The organism is Pedobacter ginsengisoli (assembly GCF_030244015.1).
Classification (GTDB): Bacteria; Bacteroidota; Bacteroidia; order Sphingobacteriales; family Sphingobacteriaceae; genus Pedobacter; species Pedobacter ginsengisoli.
On record NZ_JASSYX010000003.1, the window covers coordinates 554,891 to 572,676 of the forward strand.

At 42.8% G+C, this 17,786-nt stretch carries 19 protein-coding genes; 7 read left to right on the forward strand and 12 right to left on the reverse strand.

Features of this window, described 5'->3' with window-relative positions; genetic code table 11:
• Positions 1-21 precede the first annotated feature (21 nt).
• Positions 22-1,638 carry a glycerol-3-phosphate dehydrogenase/oxidase gene (locus QEP08_RS14625; RefSeq protein ID WP_285059867.1) on the reverse strand — a complete coding sequence of 539 codons (1,617 nt, stop codon included), beginning with the start codon at positions 1,636-1,638 and terminating at the stop codon, positions 22-24.
• 201 nt (positions 1,639-1,839) lie between these two features.
• Between QEP08_RS14625 and QEP08_RS14630 the strand changes: the two genes are divergently transcribed.
• The gene (locus tag QEP08_RS14630) at positions 1,840-2,604 is read left to right on the forward strand and encodes a DeoR/GlpR family DNA-binding transcription regulator (protein WP_285059114.1); all 765 of its coding nucleotides are present in this window, start codon (positions 1,840-1,842) and stop codon (positions 2,602-2,604) included.
• Positions 2,605-2,614: 10 nt separating this feature from the next.
• Here QEP08_RS14630 and QEP08_RS14635 read toward each other — a convergent pair whose 3' ends face one another.
• The 7 genes from QEP08_RS14635 to QEP08_RS14665 form a co-directional block, all read right to left on the reverse strand.
• Positions 2,615-4,069, reverse strand: coding sequence for a M28 family peptidase (locus QEP08_RS14635; RefSeq protein WP_285059115.1), 1,455 nt, complete (start codon positions 4,067-4,069; stop codon positions 2,615-2,617).
• A gap of 6 nt (positions 4,070-4,075) precedes the next feature.
• Positions 4,076-5,047 (reverse strand): polyprenyl synthetase family protein, encoded by a 972-nt coding sequence (locus QEP08_RS14640; protein WP_285059117.1) that lies wholly within the window; start codon positions 5,045-5,047, stop codon positions 4,076-4,078.
• A gap of 39 nt (positions 5,048-5,086) precedes the next feature.
• Complete coding sequence (locus tag QEP08_RS14645; RefSeq protein WP_285059119.1) at positions 5,087-6,502, reverse strand: MBL fold metallo-hydrolase; 1,416 nt, start codon at positions 6,500-6,502, stop codon at positions 5,087-5,089.
• Between the two features lie 10 nt (positions 6,503-6,512).
• Complete coding sequence (locus QEP08_RS14650) at positions 6,513-7,529, reverse strand: asparaginase (protein ID WP_285059121.1); 1,017 nt, start codon at positions 7,527-7,529, stop codon at positions 6,513-6,515.
• A 2-nt stretch (positions 7,530-7,531) separates the two neighbouring features.
• Positions 7,532-8,296 carry a TatD family hydrolase gene (locus tag QEP08_RS14655; protein WP_285059122.1) on the reverse strand — a complete coding sequence of 255 codons (765 nt, stop codon included), beginning with the start codon at positions 8,294-8,296 and terminating at the stop codon, positions 7,532-7,534.
• 80 nt (positions 8,297-8,376) lie between these two features.
• Entirely contained in the window at positions 8,377-9,375 is a 999-nt protein-coding gene (locus QEP08_RS14660) for an FKBP-type peptidyl-prolyl cis-trans isomerase (RefSeq protein WP_285059124.1), read from the reverse strand.
• Between the two features lie 11 nt (positions 9,376-9,386).
• Complete coding sequence (locus QEP08_RS14665; protein WP_285059868.1) at positions 9,387-10,397, reverse strand: DHH family phosphoesterase; 1,011 nt, start codon at positions 10,395-10,397, stop codon at positions 9,387-9,389.
• A gap of 144 nt (positions 10,398-10,541) precedes the next feature.
• On the opposite strand from QEP08_RS14665, the gene QEP08_RS14670 reads away from it, so the two are divergent.
• The 3 genes from QEP08_RS14670 (at position 10,542) to QEP08_RS14680 (ending at position 12,012) form a co-directional block, all read left to right on the forward strand.
• Complete coding sequence (locus tag QEP08_RS14670) at positions 10,542-10,961, forward strand: nucleoside-diphosphate kinase (protein ID WP_285059126.1); 420 nt, start codon at positions 10,542-10,544, stop codon at positions 10,959-10,961.
• 97 nt (positions 10,962-11,058) lie between these two features.
• Entirely contained in the window at positions 11,059-11,796 is a 738-nt protein-coding gene (gene bamJ / locus QEP08_RS14675) for a BamJ family beta-barrel-assembly machinery protein (protein ID WP_285059128.1), read from the forward strand.
• Between the two features lie 48 nt (positions 11,797-11,844).
• Positions 11,845-12,012 carry a hypothetical protein gene (locus tag QEP08_RS14680; protein ID WP_285059130.1) on the forward strand — a complete coding sequence of 56 codons (168 nt, stop codon included), beginning with the start codon at positions 11,845-11,847 and terminating at the stop codon, positions 12,010-12,012.
• Positions 12,013-12,020: 8 nt separating this feature from the next.
• Here QEP08_RS14680 and QEP08_RS14685 read toward each other — a convergent pair whose 3' ends face one another.
• Both QEP08_RS14685 and recF read right to left on the reverse strand, forming a co-directional pair.
• Positions 12,021-12,311: a DciA family protein gene (locus QEP08_RS14685; protein ID WP_285059132.1), complete on the reverse strand. Its 291-nt coding sequence runs from the start codon at positions 12,309-12,311 to the stop codon at positions 12,021-12,023.
• Positions 12,304-13,407, reverse strand: a complete 1,104-nt coding sequence (gene recF, locus QEP08_RS14690) for a DNA replication/repair protein RecF (protein WP_285059133.1) — start codon at positions 13,405-13,407, stop codon at positions 12,304-12,306. The genes QEP08_RS14685 and recF overlap by 8 nt, the downstream gene beginning before the upstream one ends.
• Positions 13,408-13,543: 136 nt before the next feature.
• On the opposite strand from recF, the gene QEP08_RS14695 reads away from it, so the two are divergent.
• Positions 13,544-14,212, forward strand: coding sequence for a tetratricopeptide repeat protein (locus QEP08_RS14695; RefSeq protein WP_285059135.1), 669 nt, complete (start codon positions 13,544-13,546; stop codon positions 14,210-14,212).
• 50 nt (positions 14,213-14,262) lie between these two features.
• On the opposite strand, the gene QEP08_RS14700 is transcribed toward QEP08_RS14695, so the two are convergent.
• Positions 14,263-14,904 carry a DUF6266 family protein gene (locus QEP08_RS14700; protein WP_285059137.1) on the reverse strand — a complete coding sequence of 214 codons (642 nt, stop codon included), beginning with the start codon at positions 14,902-14,904 and terminating at the stop codon, positions 14,263-14,265.
• A gap of 243 nt (positions 14,905-15,147) precedes the next feature.
• A complete protein-coding gene (locus tag QEP08_RS14705) occupies positions 15,148-15,420 on the reverse strand; it encodes an ORF6N domain-containing protein (RefSeq protein ID WP_349019040.1) in 273 nt (90 codons plus the stop codon).
• 677 nt (positions 15,421-16,097) lie between these two features.
• On the opposite strand from QEP08_RS14705, the gene QEP08_RS14710 reads away from it, so the two are divergent.
• Together QEP08_RS14710 and QEP08_RS14715 are read left to right on the forward strand one after the other, a co-directional pair.
• A complete protein-coding gene (locus QEP08_RS14710) occupies positions 16,098-16,442 on the forward strand; it encodes a helix-turn-helix domain-containing protein (RefSeq protein ID WP_285059139.1) in 345 nt (114 codons plus the stop codon).
• Positions 16,436-17,716: a type II toxin-antitoxin system HipA family toxin gene (locus QEP08_RS14715; protein WP_285059141.1), complete on the forward strand. Its 1,281-nt coding sequence runs from the start codon at positions 16,436-16,438 to the stop codon at positions 17,714-17,716. Before QEP08_RS14710 ends, QEP08_RS14715 begins: the two co-directional genes overlap by 7 nt.
• Positions 17,717-17,786: the final 70 nt, after the last annotated feature.

The following is a 17,786-nucleotide window of genomic DNA, read 5'->3' on the forward strand; positions in this document are numbered from 1 at the left end:
GTTTGCAGTATTAAGCTATTGTTATGTCTCCGTTAAATTGATCTTCATTGAATAATGTCGGATCTCATCATCGTTGCCTAACAACAGGTATTGCTTTACCAGATCTGTAAAACTGCTGATCTGTGCCTCAATCCACTGGCCATCCCTGCCCAGCTCGTTTGCCATTATAACGGCAACTGCCGGAGCCACTTTTAAGGCAGCTCTTGCATCGAGAAAGAGGAGGCGCATTCTCCTGGAGATCACATCTTCAACATTCCGGGCCATTTCATTTCTCACCATCCAGACTACTTCAGCCTTTACATAATTATATTCCGGGTGGACCGGGATTCTTAATTCCGGCTCTGCCTTCATTAAATCTTGAATACCTGCGGCATCAGCCCCATACAGGGCCAGCGGTCCGGTTTGCATTTCCGGGGTATAACCATGGATTTTAACGTCCGCCGTGATACATTTTTCCTTTTTCAGCTTACCCAGCGCTATGGCCTGGTCAACCACATCCATAGCCATTTTTCTGTAGGTAGTCCATTTACCACCTGTTATGGTAATCAGGCCGGACTGACTAATGATCAGCTTATGGCTTCTCGAAATTTCCTTAGTGCTGTTGGTGTCTTTTTGCGGAGCAGCCAGCGGCCTTAACCCGGCAAAGGCTGAAAGCACATCCGCCCTGGTTGGTTTTCTCACCAGATAATTCCCGGCGGTCTCCAATATAAATTCAATCTCATTTTCCAGCGGCCGGGGCTCCAGGCTATGCTCATCCAGGGGCGTATCCGTAGTTCCCACAAGCACCTTTCCATGCCATGGGGCCGCAAACAGCACACGCCCGTCTGAAGTCTTTGGAATCATCAGTGCACTATCACCCTGCAGAAAAGACTGGTCGAGTACAATATGGGCACCCTGGCTTGGCCTTACAATTGGCCTGCTCGCGGGCGTATCCATTTTCAGTATGTCATCCACAAATACACCCGTTGCATTTACAATGACTTCTGCCTGCAGCTGATAGGCTTCGCCGCTTTCCATATCAACGACATCCACCCCGTCAACCCCTCCGTTTTTTTTGGTCAGACCGGTTACTTTCATATAATTTAACAGGACACCACCATACTCCGACGCAGTCTGTGCAAGATTTAAAGCAAGGCGAGCGTCATCAAACTGGCCGTCACTATAACTTATCCCACCCCTCAGGGCTCGTCGTTTCAAGCCTGGGATTGCACCTAAAACTTTATCTGCGGAAAGCAGGGAAGAACTCTTAAATCCACTTTTCCCGGCCAGGAGATCATATAGTTTTAAGCCGATTAAATATTTAATTTTTGAAAACCAGGAATAGCATGGAATAATGAATTCCTGGTCCTTTACCAGGTGCGGCGCATTTTTCAACAACAAACCACGTTCATGAAGTGCTTCATAAACCAATGCAACATCACCCTGGGCCAGATACCTTACGCCGCCATGCACAAGTTTTGTGCTTCTGCTCGAAGTGCCTTTAGCAAAGTCGGATTGCTCCAGCAGAAGCGTTTTGTACCCCCGTGAAGCAGCATCTACCGCAGTACCCAAACCTGTAGCACCGCCGCCGATAATAATTACATCCCATTTAGCCTGTTCCTTTACCCTTGCTATAAATATATCCCTGTCAAATAACATTTCGTTTGTTTTCAATCCAACCTATGTATAATTTCATAAACTTTCGTTTATAATCAAATAAACAACAAAACGAAACTAAACATAATTTTTATATAATAAAAACAAAATGCTGAATAATTTTTAGGCGGGCAATTTTAATCTTAAACCTACTACCTTCGTTAAAATATTTACTATATTACTACCTGCAAATATTTAAGTTAAATGATCAGTATAGCCGAAAGACATCAATATATTTTAAATAAAATCCAGGTAAACGGATCACTGGACGTTCAGGGGTTATGTAAGGAATTAGATGTTTCATCTGTTACAATCCGTAAGGATCTGAAACTTCTCGAAGACAAAAATCTGCTATACAGAACTCATGGTGGCGCAACCCTCAACAATCCTTATACTGTCGACCGTCCAGTGAATGAAAAAGAACACCTTCAGTCCGATGAGAAGATGAGGATCGGTGCTTTAGGAGCAGAACTGATAGAAGACAACGATTCAGTCATTATAGCATCAGGGACTACTGTTCTTGCGCTGGCGAGATGCATCAGGCCCAAAGGGAACCTAACCGTGATCACCTCCGCGCTCAACGTCGCGCTGGAACTCGTACACAACACCAATATCGAAGTGATACAACTTGGGGGATTGCTAAGAAGAAGCTCTTCATCGGTTACAGGCCCATACTCCGATAATGTTTTAAGCAGCGTTTTTTGCAGCAAGCTCTTTCTGGGTGTGGACGGAATCGACCTTGAATTTGGGCTAACCACAACAAATGCATTTGAAGCGCATCTAAACAGGCAAATGATCGCTTCTTCTCAAAAGATAATTGTGCTCGCTGATTCGACGAAGTTTGGCAAACGGGGGTTTGGCAAAATCTGTGGCATTGAGGAAGTTGACCATATCATCACCGACCAGGGTGTATCTGACCATACCATTAAAACACTGGAAAGCCTTGGGATTAAAATTTCTATAATTTAGGCTGCACCTTTTACCATCGCCACTCACCGGCGATTTTTAGTGGAACTTCCAGGTTGTTTTCCTGCAAAAAGGTTTTTAACGTTGCCTCATTTTGCCTGCTGACGGGAAGTGACGGAGCAGTTGCTAAAGCATAAGCAAGCATTGTACCGTATCTGACCGTATTCTTTAAACCCAGCTCATCAACCAATTTAAAAACATCACCATCGGAATGATAATAGGGAGCCGAATTGTTCGGGAGCTGGCCCCCGGTTCCACCTCCTATCGGGATACCCTGGAGCATGAATGGCTGGTGATCACTATGCATCCATGCGCCGGAGAAAAAGATATTTTTAAATCCTGTATCCAGTTTACTGATCTGACTGCCCCAGCTCATGAATAAATCTTTCATCTCTTTCCTGCTGGCAGAGAATCCCTTAGGATCATTGGTCATATCATAATTCAGCATGAATTTCACCTGATCCAAAACCGCGGTATGTTTTGCAGCGTTTACATAGGCTTTTGAACCTAGCAAACCCTGCTCTTCGCCCATAAACAATACAAACTCAATATTGCGTTTAACAGGCAGATTAAGCACTTTAAGGGTTCGTGCCATATCGATCACCGCAAAAGCACCTATCCCATTATCTATCGCTCCTGTGGCCAGATCCCAGCTGTCAAGGTGACCACCGACTACAATTTTTTCCTGCGGAATAGCGCTTCCTCTCAGTGTAGCAATTACATTCCGGGCTTTGATCAACCCTGAGAAATTGGTCATATTCAGGCGTGCGAACTGTTTCTGTTCTTTCAGTTTCTCTTTTATCCGCATCCCATTTTCCAAACCTATACATACCGCAGGGATCTGGATCAGCTTTCCGGTTACAGAAGCTGTCCCTGTAAGCAGCACCCCGCTTTTTACAGTATTGATGATGATGATACCGACAGCACCATATTTTGTAGCTATTGCGGCCTTTTCAGAGCGGTGGAGCAACTGCGTTCCTTCCGGCGAACCAGGGAGTATCCCCAGGTATACCAGCGCTATTTTCCCTTTTACCTTTCCGGAATCGCTCACATAATCTGCTTCGAGCCCGTTGCCAAGATCAGCCAGTTCAGCAGTGATGTCGGCCTTAACCGGTGAATGCGCGAGCGTTACAGAAGTTATTTTATTCAGTGCATTCTCTGCGTCACCCACATACGTCTCGTTAGTCAGCCGGCTCCAGCTTTCCACTTCGAAAGGCTGGTATCTTACCTCATAACCATAGGACTTCAATAGTTTAAAAGCGTATTCTTCGGCCTTCGCCCCATGATCAGAACCAGTCAGCCGGTGACCGATATTTTCTGTTGCAAACTTTAAATTGGCATAAGCTTTTGAACTTTCCAGCACCTCCGTACTGATTTTACGAAAGGCTTCATTAAAGTCATCCTGCGCAGAGGCATTAATGCCGGCAAACAGCAACAATAAGATGCCGGCTGAAAAGAGAGATTTCATAGCTGCTTATTTTTTTCGTTCTGTAGTATAGCGGACCAGCTGTTCCAAACCGGTTCTTGCATCACTAGCTTCAAAGCTGTAAAGGATATCAAAGGCTTCCTGCTGATATTGCTGCATTTTTTGATTGGCGTAATGTACTCCCTCTCTGGCATTCACAAAATCTATGATCTCCTGAATTTTTGCCGGCTCGTCCTGATGGTTCTTCACCAGGCTGATGATGCGCTTTTTCTCAGCTTTATCAGCGTTGTTCAATGCGTAGATCAGCGGCAGCGTAACTTTCTTTTCCTTGATATCAATACCCAAAGGCTTCCCTACATCATCAGTACCAAAATCAAACGTATCGTCCTTGATCTGAAAAGCAATACCAACTTTTTCACCGAACATCCGCATTTTCTCAATTGTTTCATCATCGGCACCAGCCGAGGCTGCTCCGCAGGCACAGCATGACGCTATCAATGAAGCAGTTTTCTGACGGATCACATCGAAGTACAGCTCCTCACTAATGTCCATTCGCCTGACTTTTTCAATTTGCAGCAATTCGCCCTCACTCATCTGTTTTACAGCCTCAGACACGATCTGCAGCAACCTGAATTCGCCGTTATTAACGGACAACAAAAGACCTTTTGCCAGCAAATAATCACCTACAAGAACCGCAATCTTGTTTTTCCACAACGCATTTATAGAAAAGAAACCCCTTCTTTCATAAGCATTGTCGACTACATCATCATGTACCAGAGTAGCGGTATGCAACAGTTCGACCAGGGCCGCACCTCTGTGCGTGGATTCAATTATTCCACCGCATAACTTCGCAGCAAAAAAAACAAACATAGGTCTGATCTGCTTACCCTTCCTCTTTACGATATAATGGGTGATCCTGTTCAGCAATGGGGCATCACTATGCATAGAGTCTTTGAATTTCGCTTCAAAGGCATCAATATCTGCGGCTATTGGTAATTTTATCTGATTTATTCCCGGCATTCAGGTTAAAAATATGTGTGCAAACATAAATTAAATTTCTCAGATTTTCATCGCTTTAGAAGGGCATGAAAAGTCTGTGCGCTTTAAATTCGTTGCTTTCAACGCCCCATAGCCCCCTGCAATATCAACCACCTGATCTACCCCCCTGGCTTTTAAAATGGAGGCAGCGATCATTGACCGGTATCCGCCGGCGCAATGAATATAGTAGGTCTCTTTCGGGTTGATATCATGAGTCCAGTCATTGATGTAATCCAGCGGCCGCGCGAGTGTCATTTCCAGGTGTTCCGACTCATATTCACCCGGCTTTCTCACATCAAGCACATGAACATCCGGATCTTTCCTGTAAATGTCTTCAAATGCTTCAGCAGAAATAGATGATATCGTATCTGTGTCCTTACCCGCAGCCTGCCAGGCAGCAATCCCTCCTTCGAGGTAGCCTATTGTATTGTCATAACCAACCCTGGACAACCTGGTGATGGTCTCCTCTTCGTTCCCTTCATCACCTACCAGTAACAGCGGCTGTTTCAGATCTGTGATCAAGGCCCCTACCCAGGGCGCAAACTGTCCGTCCAGCCCAATATTTACCGAAGAGGGAATAAAACTTTTGGCGAACACCCGGGCAGGTCTGGTATCGAGTATCACAGCTCCGGTCTGATTCGCAAGCAACTCAAATTCCTCAGGTGTCAGCGGATTCAATCCCTTCTCATGAACCTCCTCAAACCGCTCATATCCATTCTTGTTCATATCTGCGTTCTTTGCAAAATATTGAGGGGGTGGCAATATCCCGTCAGTTACTTCTTTTATGAACTGCTCTTTTGTCTGCGCTTTTAATGCATAATTAACTGCTTTCTGATGACCCAGTGTATCAAAAGTCTCCCTGCTCATGTTCATTCCGCAGGCTGATCCCGCACCATGCGCAGGATACACCAAAACATCATCCGGAAGAATCAGAATCTTATCCTGTAAAGAATCATACAAAGTCGACGCCATATCCTCCGCAGTCAGGTCACCCTGCTGGGCAAGATCCGGACGTCCAACATCACCTATAAACAGCGTATCGCCTGTAAATATGCAATAAGGCCTTCCGTCTCCGTCTTTTAGTAAATAAGTTGTAGATTCAGGAGTATGTCCTGGAGTATGCAGAGCAATAACCGTCAATTCCCCGATTTTAAATTCTTCACCGTCAGCCGCAATGTATGACTCAAAGGACGTTTTAGCTGTCGGTCCATAGATAATTTTTGCGCCGGATTTTTCTGACAGATCGATGTGGCCCGAAACAAAATCTGCGTGAAAATGGGTTTCAAAAATATACTTGATGCGCGCGCCGGCCCTCTCAGCCCTTCTCAGATAAGGAGATACCTCACGCAAAGGATCGATAATCGCTGCTTCACCATTGCTTTCAATGTAATAAGCTGCTTCTGCCAGACAACCCGTATAAATTTGTTCTATAATCATATGTTTTACATTAAACGGTCAATTCTCCTCTCAAACTCTGTCCCATCAGTTTTATTACCTCTTCACGTTCCAGTCCCTGTCCCATCAAATACATCAGTTTGGTTGTTGCCGACTCAAAGGTCATGTCATATCCACTCACCACACCCATTTGCTGCAATTTTTTGCTGGTTTGGTACATGCCCAGTTCCACAGAGCCACGCAGACACTGCGTAATGTCAAGTATGATCTTGCCTCCGTCAATGGCTTCCTGCAGGCAATTGATGAACCAGTCATCAGTCGTGGTATTACCAGATCCGAAAGTTTCCATGACGATTGCATCGACTGATGAATGTGTGATCGCTTTCACTGCAAGAGGAGATATTCCAGGGTAAAGTTTCAGCACGCCTATATTCGGATTGTAGTCCAAATGAACTTTTAAAGCCTTGTCGGGCTGAGGCAGTATATAATTGTTAAAAAATGACAAAGTCACGCCAGCTTCTGCCAATATGGGATAATTCGGTGAACGAAAAGCCTCAAATTTTTCCGAGTTATACTTCACTGATCTGTTTCCCCTGAACAGCTGATAGTCAAAATAAATACACACCTCCGGCACCATCGCCTTGCCATTCTGCTTTGTCGCCGCGATCTCGAGTGCTGTGATCAAATTCTCCTTCGCGTCAGTCCTGATCTCGCCAATGGGCAGCTGGGAACCTGTCAATACCACTGGTTTATTCAAATTTTCCAGCATAAAGCTTAGCGCAGAAGCCGTAAAAGCCATCGTATCAGATCCATGGAGGATCACAAAGCCATCAAACTCATCATACCTGTTCTGGATCAGCAAGGCAATTTCAGCCCAAATCTCCGGAGTCATGTTGGAGGAGTCCAGAATGGGATCAAATGAATGCACATCGAGGTTATAATCCAGGCGGTCAAGCTCAGGCACATTCTGCCGGATCTGTTTAAAATCAAAAGGCACAAGCGAACCGCTCTTAGGATCGTTGACCATGCCAATCGTTCCCCCGGTATAGATAATAAGTATGCTCGTCATGACTAAATATTAAAAATACTTACAGAATTGGCAGTGGTCACTTTTGCGATTTCCTCTACACTGACCTGATAAATTTCCGAAAGCTTTTCAGCGATATAAACAAGGTAGCTGCTTTCATTGGGCTTCCCTCTAAAAGGCACCGGCGCCAGATATGGTGAATCTGTTTCCAGCACGATCCTCGACAAAGGCACATCCTTCAGCACTTCATCCAACCCGGATTTCTTATACGTGACCACTCCGCCGATACCCAAATAAAATCCCAGTGCCATAGCCTTGTTTGCCTGTTCCAGATTACCGGTAAAGCAGTGAAAAATACCGCGCAGCTTCTCATCCTTTTCAGCCTCCAGTACCTCAAATATTTCGTCAAAAGCTTCCCTGCAATGAATGACAATTGGCAGATCAAGGTCTTTGGCCCAATTGATCTGTTCCTTGAAAGCTATTTTTTGTATCTCCAGGGTTGTTTTATCCCAGTGCAGGTCAATGCCTATTTCACCAATAGCATAAATCTGCCGGTCAACGATACTTTCGCAGATCTGATCCAGAACCTCTTCATAATTTTCTTTGACCTCACAGGGGTGAAGCCCTGCCATAGCAAAGCAATGATCAGGATATTTATTGACCAGATCATCTATTTGACCAATAGACGCGATGTCTACATTCGGCAAAAACAGTCTTTTTACCTGGTTATCGAAACAGCGCTGCATGAGCAAAGTCAGTTTTTCCGCATCCGTCTCGTAATACAGATGGGTATGGGTATCAGTTAGCATGACCAAAGTTAACAAAAAAACCCTGTATGGTCATATGCCATACAGGGTTCGGTCAATAAGATTATAATGTCTACGGAAAATTATTTAGTCGCAGGGGCAGCAGGTGTTATTGTTGCCGAAGGAGCAGTGCTTGCCGAAGGTTTTTTATAGTCAACGACTTCAACCTCAAATGCCAATGGCGAGTAAGGTGTAATTTTTGCATTAGGCTGTCCGCCTTCACCATAACCCAATTTTGAAGGAATGATCAGCAGGATCTTTCCGCCTTTACCAACCAGCTGAATACCCTCATTAAATCCTGGAATTGCAGCACCGAGTGTAAATGCACGTGGTCCATACTGCGCCATTGGATTATGAATACCAGCATCTTTAGCTGTCTTTTCGATAGACGAATCAAATATACTTTCCTTTCCGTCAGCTTTTTTGGTCAAAAGCTTCCCGGTATAGTTCAGCATAATGGTATCAGTAGGAAGCGGTCTTTCAGCGCTTCCAGGGTTTGTGATCACATATTGCAGTCCTGAAGCAGTAACTTTTGGTTTCAGATCATTGTCAGCAATGAACTTTTTAATTTTTCCGGCTTCCGCATCTTTCAGTTTAGCTACGCTGGCCAGATAATCCTTTTGGAAAAATTCCTGAGCCCTTCTCTGAAAAGTCGAATCGGCTTCATTAGGATTTTTCTTAAATACTTTTTCTACTTTAACAGTAAATACCAGGTAAGTGTCTTTAGCACTTGTTGGAGGTTTTGGCTGTGTAGTACGCTTAGCCATCGTATCCAGGTTCAGTTTGAAAGTCGCACTGTCTCCTTCACCAAAAAGGAACAGCACATCATTCATATCACCGTCATATTGTTTTTTTCCTACCGGAAATACTTGCGCCTGCTCAATATCATAAGTACTGAACATCACAGAATCCCTTTCATTTTTTTGAACGAAATTCAATTTAACAATGTCTCCTGTCGCGATCTTCGCATTTCCTCCATCTTTGTGGATCTGATACATCAAGCCTCCGGGACCTTTTTTGTAGTTGTTACAAGCAGCTAATCCAAGTGTAGCTGCGAAAAGAATTACTATACCTTTCTTCATGTGGTTTTTTTCTATTGTAATAATTGTGTTTTATATTCGGTTAATATCGTTTTAAATTCTTCTATAGTGTCTGCCAGGCTTTTCTCGGAAACCCCTCCGGCAGCGTTCCTGTGCCCTCCGCCGCTAAAGTATTTTTTGCAGATCTCATTTGCAGGAAAATCCCCGGTGGAGCGCAAAGATAATTTAACTTTATCAGTTCTTTCAATAATAAATGCAGCAAGCCGGATCCCATTGACAGAAAGGGCATAATTCACAATCCCCTCGGTATCACCCGTTTCGATATCATATTCATTGAGCTCTTCTTTGCTGACGGATATTATCGCTGTGTTAAACTCCCTGAGTACCTCCAGTTTCTCGCTGATGCAATGCCCCAGGAAGCGTAAACGGTTTTCCGTTGCATTATCGTATACCAACTGGTGAATTCTCCAATGTTCTGCCCCCAGGTCTATTAGTTCGGCCGCGATCCTGTAGACATCTGATGTAGCCGAGGCAAATCTGAAAGACCCCGAATCGGTCATGATGCCCGTATATAAACAGGTTGCAATGTCTTTATTCATCCGCGCGCCGTCTTCCAGTTCATTGACAATAAAATCATAAACCAGCTGTGCGGCAGCGCAGGCATTGATGTTCCAGTGACGGTAATCATCGAAATCTTCCGGATCCAGGTGATGGTCTATCATGAGCTTATATGCTTCAGATGATCTGACCAGTTCTCCGAGTTCGTTTATTCTGCCGAGACTGTTAAAATCAAGACAAAATATCATAGCCGCATCTGCAACAAGTGCAGCCACCTGTTCCTTCTGTTCCGTATAAATGATCACATCCGAATTATTGGGCATCCAGTGCAAAAAATAAGGATAATCCGTTGGTGTAATTACCTTAACATGGTGCCCTAACTGGATCAGATAAGCATAAAGACCCAATGAAGAACCCATAGCATCTCCATCTGGCTTGTGGTGCGTAGTGATCACTATCTTCTGCGGCGTAGCCAGCAATGATTTTATTTCTGAAATGGACAACATAATATTCGGGCGCAAAGCTAATGATTTAATGATTAATTGAAGCCTATTATATTGTGATATAAACGCGTAACAATCTTATGTAAGTTTCAAACTTTAATATTAACAGTATAAAATGTATTTTTGCAAAAAAATTGAATAAAAAAGATGACTACAAACAGAACTTTTACCATGATCAAGCCAGATGCAGTTGCAAATGGGCATATTGGCGCTATTATTAATGACATCACAGCCGCCGGTTTCAAGATCATCGCACTAAAATATACTAAGCTTACTCCTGAGACAGCAGGCAAATTCTATGAAGTACACAAAGGACGTCCCTTTTATACAGACCTGGTAAACTTCATGTCTTCAGGCCCTATTGTGGCGGCAATCCTTGAAAAGGACAATGCAATTGAAGATTTCAGAAAACTGATCGGCGCAACCAACCCTGCAGAAGCTGCAGAAGGCACTATCCGTCAGAAATACGCAAAATCAATTGATGCGAATGCAGTTCATGGATCTGATTCTGATGAAAATGCCGCAATCGAAGGGGATTTTTTCTTTACAGCAGCTGAACGCTTCTAGATTTCAACAGCGACCGAAAAATCGATATCATAGATAAGCACCCCAAAAAGGTGCTTATTTTTTATTTAGTTTGTACCTTTCAAAACAACTTAAACAAATGAAGAAGATCATCATTACCGCTTTACTACCCTTATGTGCATTCGCGGTCTCTGCACAAACCACAAAAAAAACAACACCGGCAAAGAAAACTGTAGCCAGTAACACAGCAAAGAAAACAACCACTCCGGTTATTTTTAAAAATAACCTGGATTCAGCAAGCTATTCATTCGGAACAGCTATGGCAGGCAGCTTAAAAAGCAATGGCTTAACCTCACTCAACTACCAGCTCGTCTTAAAAGGTCTCCAGGATGCATTTGACGGCAAACCATTGCTAATCAGCAATGAACTGTCACAAACCACGATCAACAATGCATTTAAAAGTGCGTCTCAAAAGAAATTTGCCCCGGTTCTGGCAGAAGGGAAAGCCTTTCTGGAAAACAATAAAAAGCAGGCTGGTGTCCAGGTAACAGCCAGCGGCCTACAGTACCAGGTCCTGACCAAGGGCACAGGCATTGCTCCAAAAGCTACTGATACCGTAACCGTACACTACAAGGGAACCTTATTAAACGGGACTGAGTTTGACAGTTCGTACAAAAGAAATGAGCCGCTTTCATTGCCATTAAACGGCGTAATCGCAGGATGGACAGAAGGTGTCCAGCTGATGCAGACCGGTGCAAAATACAAATTCTTTATTCCGTACAACCTTGCCTATGGCGAACGCGGTGCAGGACAGGACATCCCGCCCTACAGCACCCTTATATTTGAGATAGAACTGCTCAAGGTAAATGGAAAGTAAATCCTAAAACCATTATCATCCTATTTTGTTACCTATGAAAAACAAAATATGATGATCAGAAAATATTATCCACTCGCAATTCTTGGCCTCCTTTCTACAACCCTGACAAGTTGTGAATTGGTAGAGGGCATTTTCAAAGCCGGAGTATGGACCGGTGTAATCGTAGTTGTATTGGTGCTTGCTCTGATCATTTGGCTGATCAGAAAGGTTTTTTGAGGAAGAGATTAAAGAAATACGATATCAGTAATTACCTCAGTGCCGGCTCGTTCATTGATCTTTTGAATGATGCCGGCCCTAACCATCAGCAATTCATTCTTTACAACAGACGATTCTAACCGTATAAATAGCTTCTTTTGGGAAATATAGATCTGTGTGGTCCTGTTGGCCACAGCCTTGCCCATTAGCTCCGGCCAAAAAGCGATAACTGCAGTTTCGTCAAATTTTCCCTTCAGCCGGTACACATTCAGTAACTTGCCTATTCCTTCTTTTAAGGTAATGTCATTTGGTTTACGCATGATTTACTGATCCGTTATTTACTTCAAATAATGTTACCGGCACGTTGATCCTGTTAAACAGGGCCAGCACCCTTTCTCTCCCCGTATCCGTGATAAAGATCTGTCCGAAATCCCGGTGCGACACCATTTCCATTAACTTATGCATTCGGTTGTCATCCAGTTTATCAAAAATATCATCCAGCAGCAGCAAGGGTTTAAAACCCTTATGTTTCTGAAGATAAGCATATTGCGCGAGCTTTAATGCAATTAAAAAAGATTTCTGCTGCCCCTGTGATCCAAATTTCTTCAAAGGCATTCCCGCGATGGTAAAGATCAGCTCATCTTTATGGATCCCGGCAGTCGTTCTTTCCAAAATTTTATCTTTCTCAAAGGATTGGACCAGCAAATGCTCAAAAGCAGTATCCACAAGCTGACTCTGATATTGCAGCCCCACCACCTCATTCCCATCGGTCAGGTAGTGGTAGTACTTATCAAACAGAGGAATAAAATCCAGCATGAACTGCTGCCGTTTCGCAAAGATCCTGATCCCCGAATTCACCAGCTGATCATTATAGATCCCGAGCAATGCCGGATCATAGCTGCGGGTTATCGCCATTTGTTTCAGCAGGGCGTTCCGGTTTAACAAATGCCTGTTGTACAGAATCAGCTCATCCAGGTAATGCGTATCTGTCTGCGAGATCACATTGTCCATAAAACGCCGCCGCTCCTCACTGCCTTCCATCACAATATTGGTATCATAAGGAGAGATCATCACCAATGGAAACAACCCAATATGGTTTGCCAGCTTATCATACTCTTTTTTATTGCGCTTAAACTGCTTCTTCTGGTTCCGCTTTACTCCGCAGGTGATCTTTTCGTTCTTTTCTTTCCGGTCAAAATCACCCTGTATCAAAAAAAGGTCCTCATCAGTTTTGATCTGCTGGGTATCTATCGGATTGAAATAACCTTTGCAAAGGCACAGATAATGGATGGCATCCAGCAAATTGGTTTTACCGGCGCCGTTATTGCCTACAAATGCATTTACCGTTTTAGAAAAACTAATACTTGCATCCGCATAATTCTTGAAATTCAGAAGTGTAATATTCTTTAACCACATAAGATCCGGACTCAAAGTTACTCCAATCACTTCTATTTAACGCTCAGATTGTTAAACTTTATTTAAATACTAAAAAAAGCAGTTGATACTTTAATGTAAAAACGTATTTTTGCAATCCTTAATTTTTTTAAATAAGATGTCCATAACAGAAAAAGAAATAAATCAACAGGTAAGAAAGGGTTCTTTTTTACAAGAAAACTCGAAAAGCCTATTGTTCATTGCAGGCGCTATTGTTGTGTTAATCGGAGTGTACCTTTGGTACCAGGGTGTTTACCTTAAAGGCAGAGCAGAAGAAGCAGCAGCTAAAATGTACAAAGCAGAGCAGTTTCTTGGCATAGACTCACTGGCAAACAAAGCCATCAACGGAGAAGGCGGCTACCCTGGTTTTGAAAAAATTGCAGAGGAATATGCCAATACCAAATCTGCTAATCTTGCCAACCTCTATTTAGGCGGCATTTATTTACGCAAGGGTGACTACAAAAAAGCCATAGAATCTTTAGGAAATTATTCCGATACCGGCAGTCCGGTTGCTGACCCGCTGGCTTTAGGCCTCCTCGGCGATGCATACAGCGAATTGAAAGACTATAAGCAAGCAGCTACCTATTACAAAAAGGCAGCCGACAAAGCAAGCAACAAATTTACTTCGCCGATGTTCCTTAAAAAACTAGGCCTGGTTTATGAAAACCAGAAAGACTTTAAAAATGCACAGGAAGCATATACCAAGATCAAGACCCAATATCCTGAAAGCCAGGAAGCAGCAATGATCGACGCATATATCGCACGTGCCGAAGCACAGATCAAGTAATCAATACTAAAAACATTCAAAGGCCGTATCCTCATACGGCCTTTTTTATTTTAAGCCATCCGGACTTTACCAATATAAATTGTAGTACTTACCCTATTTCCGGTCTCACTGGCGTAGCTCATCCAGCAATGCAGGTCATCACCTGAAAAATCAGGAGGCATTTGGAGCATCACTTCCCCGTCCCCTCTTATCGCAGCATCTTTAAACTTTATAAACTTAGTCTTAGCCGGGTTATAGGCCACAAAAGAGGCCTTATCCGATTTCCCGCAAAACAAGGTCTCCTCTTGCTCTTTCCATCGCAAACTCAGCAACCCCTCCGCAAGTGTCAATACCTCCAGTATCCAGGAGGCCAACAGTTCTCCCCTGCTGAATATCGCCTTTTTGTAATCGATGGTCATCTCCCCGCCAGTTCTGGTTACCGCTTCCTTTAAATGATAAGAAACCGCATTGTTCATCGGCGTAGATTTGCCGGTTAGCAAACCAAAGCCGGTTGTGATCACATCAAGCAGCGGCTTGAGCCAGTTAAAAACCAATGCAAACCTATTCCGCTGTTCCTGCTGTGCCAGTGTCGGACCTTTAGTATTGGGTTTTCCAATACTCCTTCCATACTGCACCCCTCTGCATTCAGCACCAATTACAGTGCCTATCTTACCAGAAAAAGCACCATTTATTCCATTATTAAATCTTGCCATAATTTTTCCTTAATTAATAAAACTGTTAACTCTTACGCTTTTCCGACCTGTGCACCGGCCCCGATCACATAAAACATCGCCACTCAACAGCAGCGACAGCACAAACATAAACAGCTTTAAAACAAGCACAAAGCCATCAAATCATTATGGAAGGGATTGGGAGGGATTGGGAATCTCAGCCCTGATTTTGGAAGGATTTGGGAATCTCAACAAATCCTTACTTATATCAAACGCTTCAAAATTTCAGAAGCTGAAAGCGCCATCTTCGAAAATGCAAACCACTTCATACCCAAATCCTTCAATGATTGCTACACCGGATTCCGTAAATGCATATGGTAGAGATGATGAGTGTTTTAAAGAAGCGAACCGGTCGCATTTTGCGACCAGTTCAGTCTTTTCCTCGAGACTTAACTGGAAACAGTATCTTTCTGGAAACCTTTGTATATTCCGTTTAACCTGTTCATTTATTCGCTTAGTCTCTACCTCGTAAAGTTCCGCCAAGTCCCGATCAATCATTCCCTGCCGTTCCTTTTCCTTACCCAGTTACACTCCGCCAGCCGGCGGTAAAAAGTACTTTCCGTAATACACAGCAGATCCATTACTGGATTACTTAATTGATGATGAAAGACATTCGATTTTCGACATCAGTACATACATGACCGACACCATAGATTTCAAATTGTACGAATCAAATCCCCATTTAACAGATAAAGAAATTGATGAACATCCCGATATGATTAATGAGCGAAAGCATCAACTTGAATTACTGCAAATTCCCTTATAAAAGAAACTTCATCCAGGATATGTTTAATCAACTAAACTGAAGTTTATATCAGCCTTAGGGCTGCATATAATAAACGTCAAGTGTACGAGTAAAATCTCCATCATTTAAAATATCTTCAAATGCTCGATATTCCTTATAAAATATAGAAATCGGTGTCGAAGGGCTAAAATAGTCGGATAATATAGGCACTCGATAAAGTTCTATTAACTCCCCCACTGTGGTCATGGCATTTCTGAAGGGAAATGCCATGACTAGTAATACTTCACAAATCAGTCAAGTAAGTATGAAAATTCATACATTAAAACAATTAACATGACATAATGTATGAAATTTCATTCATTACTATATAAAATAATTTTTCTATATATTTGAATGATATTTCATACATAAACTATAGAAAGGATTAATTATGAATGATATTTCATACATAAATGCCAATAGTGATGTTTCAATATTGAAACAGATTGGTGAGTTCATTAAAGAAAAAAGAATTGAACAAAACATCAAGCAGGATGAACTGGCCAGCGGAGCAGTTATCAGCCGATCTACATTGAGTCTTATAGAACGAGGTGAAAGCATTTCTTTGATCAATTTAATCAAAATTTTACGGATGCTGGACGCATTATATGTACTGGAAAGATTTAAAATAGAGCCACAAATCAGTCCAATGTTGCTAGCAAAAGAAGAACAAAAAAAACGTAAACGGGCATTCAGAACGAAAGGACACCCGGAAGAAGACGAGTTAGGATGGTAAGAACTGCATATATAAAATTATGGGGAGAACTGGTAGGTGCGGTTGCTTGGGACGAACAGCAACAAATAGCGTCCTTTGAATACGATACAAAGTTTCTGCAATCTCAATTACCAATTGCCCCAGTTAAAATGCCTTTGATGAAAAGGATCTTTTCTTTTCCGGATCTAAGGGGCAATCAAACTTTCAAAGGCTTACCAGGGCTATTGGCCGATGTACTCCCTGACAGGTATGGAACTGACCTGATCAATATTTGGTTAGCACAAAACGGAAGACCTGAAGGATCATTGAATCCGGTAGAATTGTTATGTTTCATTGGAGCAAGAGGTATGGGTGCCTTAGAATTTGAACCCTCTATTGCTCCTAATACAAAGTCTCATACATTGGAAATCTCCAGTTTAATAGAAACTACACAAAGACTACTAAACAACAAAGAAGCTTTCCAAATCCATACAAATGATGAAATGCGGGACGTTTTGCTGGAAGTACTAAAAATGGGAACTTCGGCGGGCGGTGCCCGCCCAAAAGCAATTATTGCTTACAATGAAAAAACCGGAGAAATAAGATCGGGGCAAACACTGGCTAAAGGCTTTGAACACTGGCTTCTGAAATTTGACGGAGTAAGTGACACGCAGTTTGGCGCAAGTCATGGCTATGGAAGAGTAGAAATGGCATATTACCAAATGGCAACTTCAGCCGGACTGGAGATGATGGAGTCGAGGCTTATAGAAGAAGAAGGTCGTGCCCATTTTATGACCAAACGCTTCGACAGAATTGGTGGCAACCAAAAATTGCATGCACAGACTTTATGCGCTATAGCCCACTACGACTTTAATCAGATACTGAGCTACAGCTATGAACAACTATTTCAGACTATGCGTCAGTTAAAACTAACCTATGCAGAAGCAGAACAGATGTTCCGGAGAATGGTATTCAACGTACTGGCAAAAAACTGCGACGATCATACCAAAAATTTTGCTTTCCTTATGCACCCAGACGGCAAATGGGCTTTAGCCCCCGCATATGACATTTGTTATGCATACAGACCTGACAGTGACTGGGTAAGCCAACACAACCTGAGTATAAATGGCAAACGATCAAATATCACTAAAGAAGATCTCCTAACTATTGCCAAACAAAACTCAATAAGTAAGCCTGAACAAATAATTGACGAAGTTCAATTTGCCGTTAACAATTGGCTTCAGTATGCAGGTCAAAATAATGTAGGGCAAAAGTTAGCAACAGCAATTGACAAGACATTGATCAAAAGCCTGTAAGACAGAAATATCAGAGAGAAAACAGCCAAAAAAAATTTCTTAACTGACACAGTTCAATTTACACTCCCTG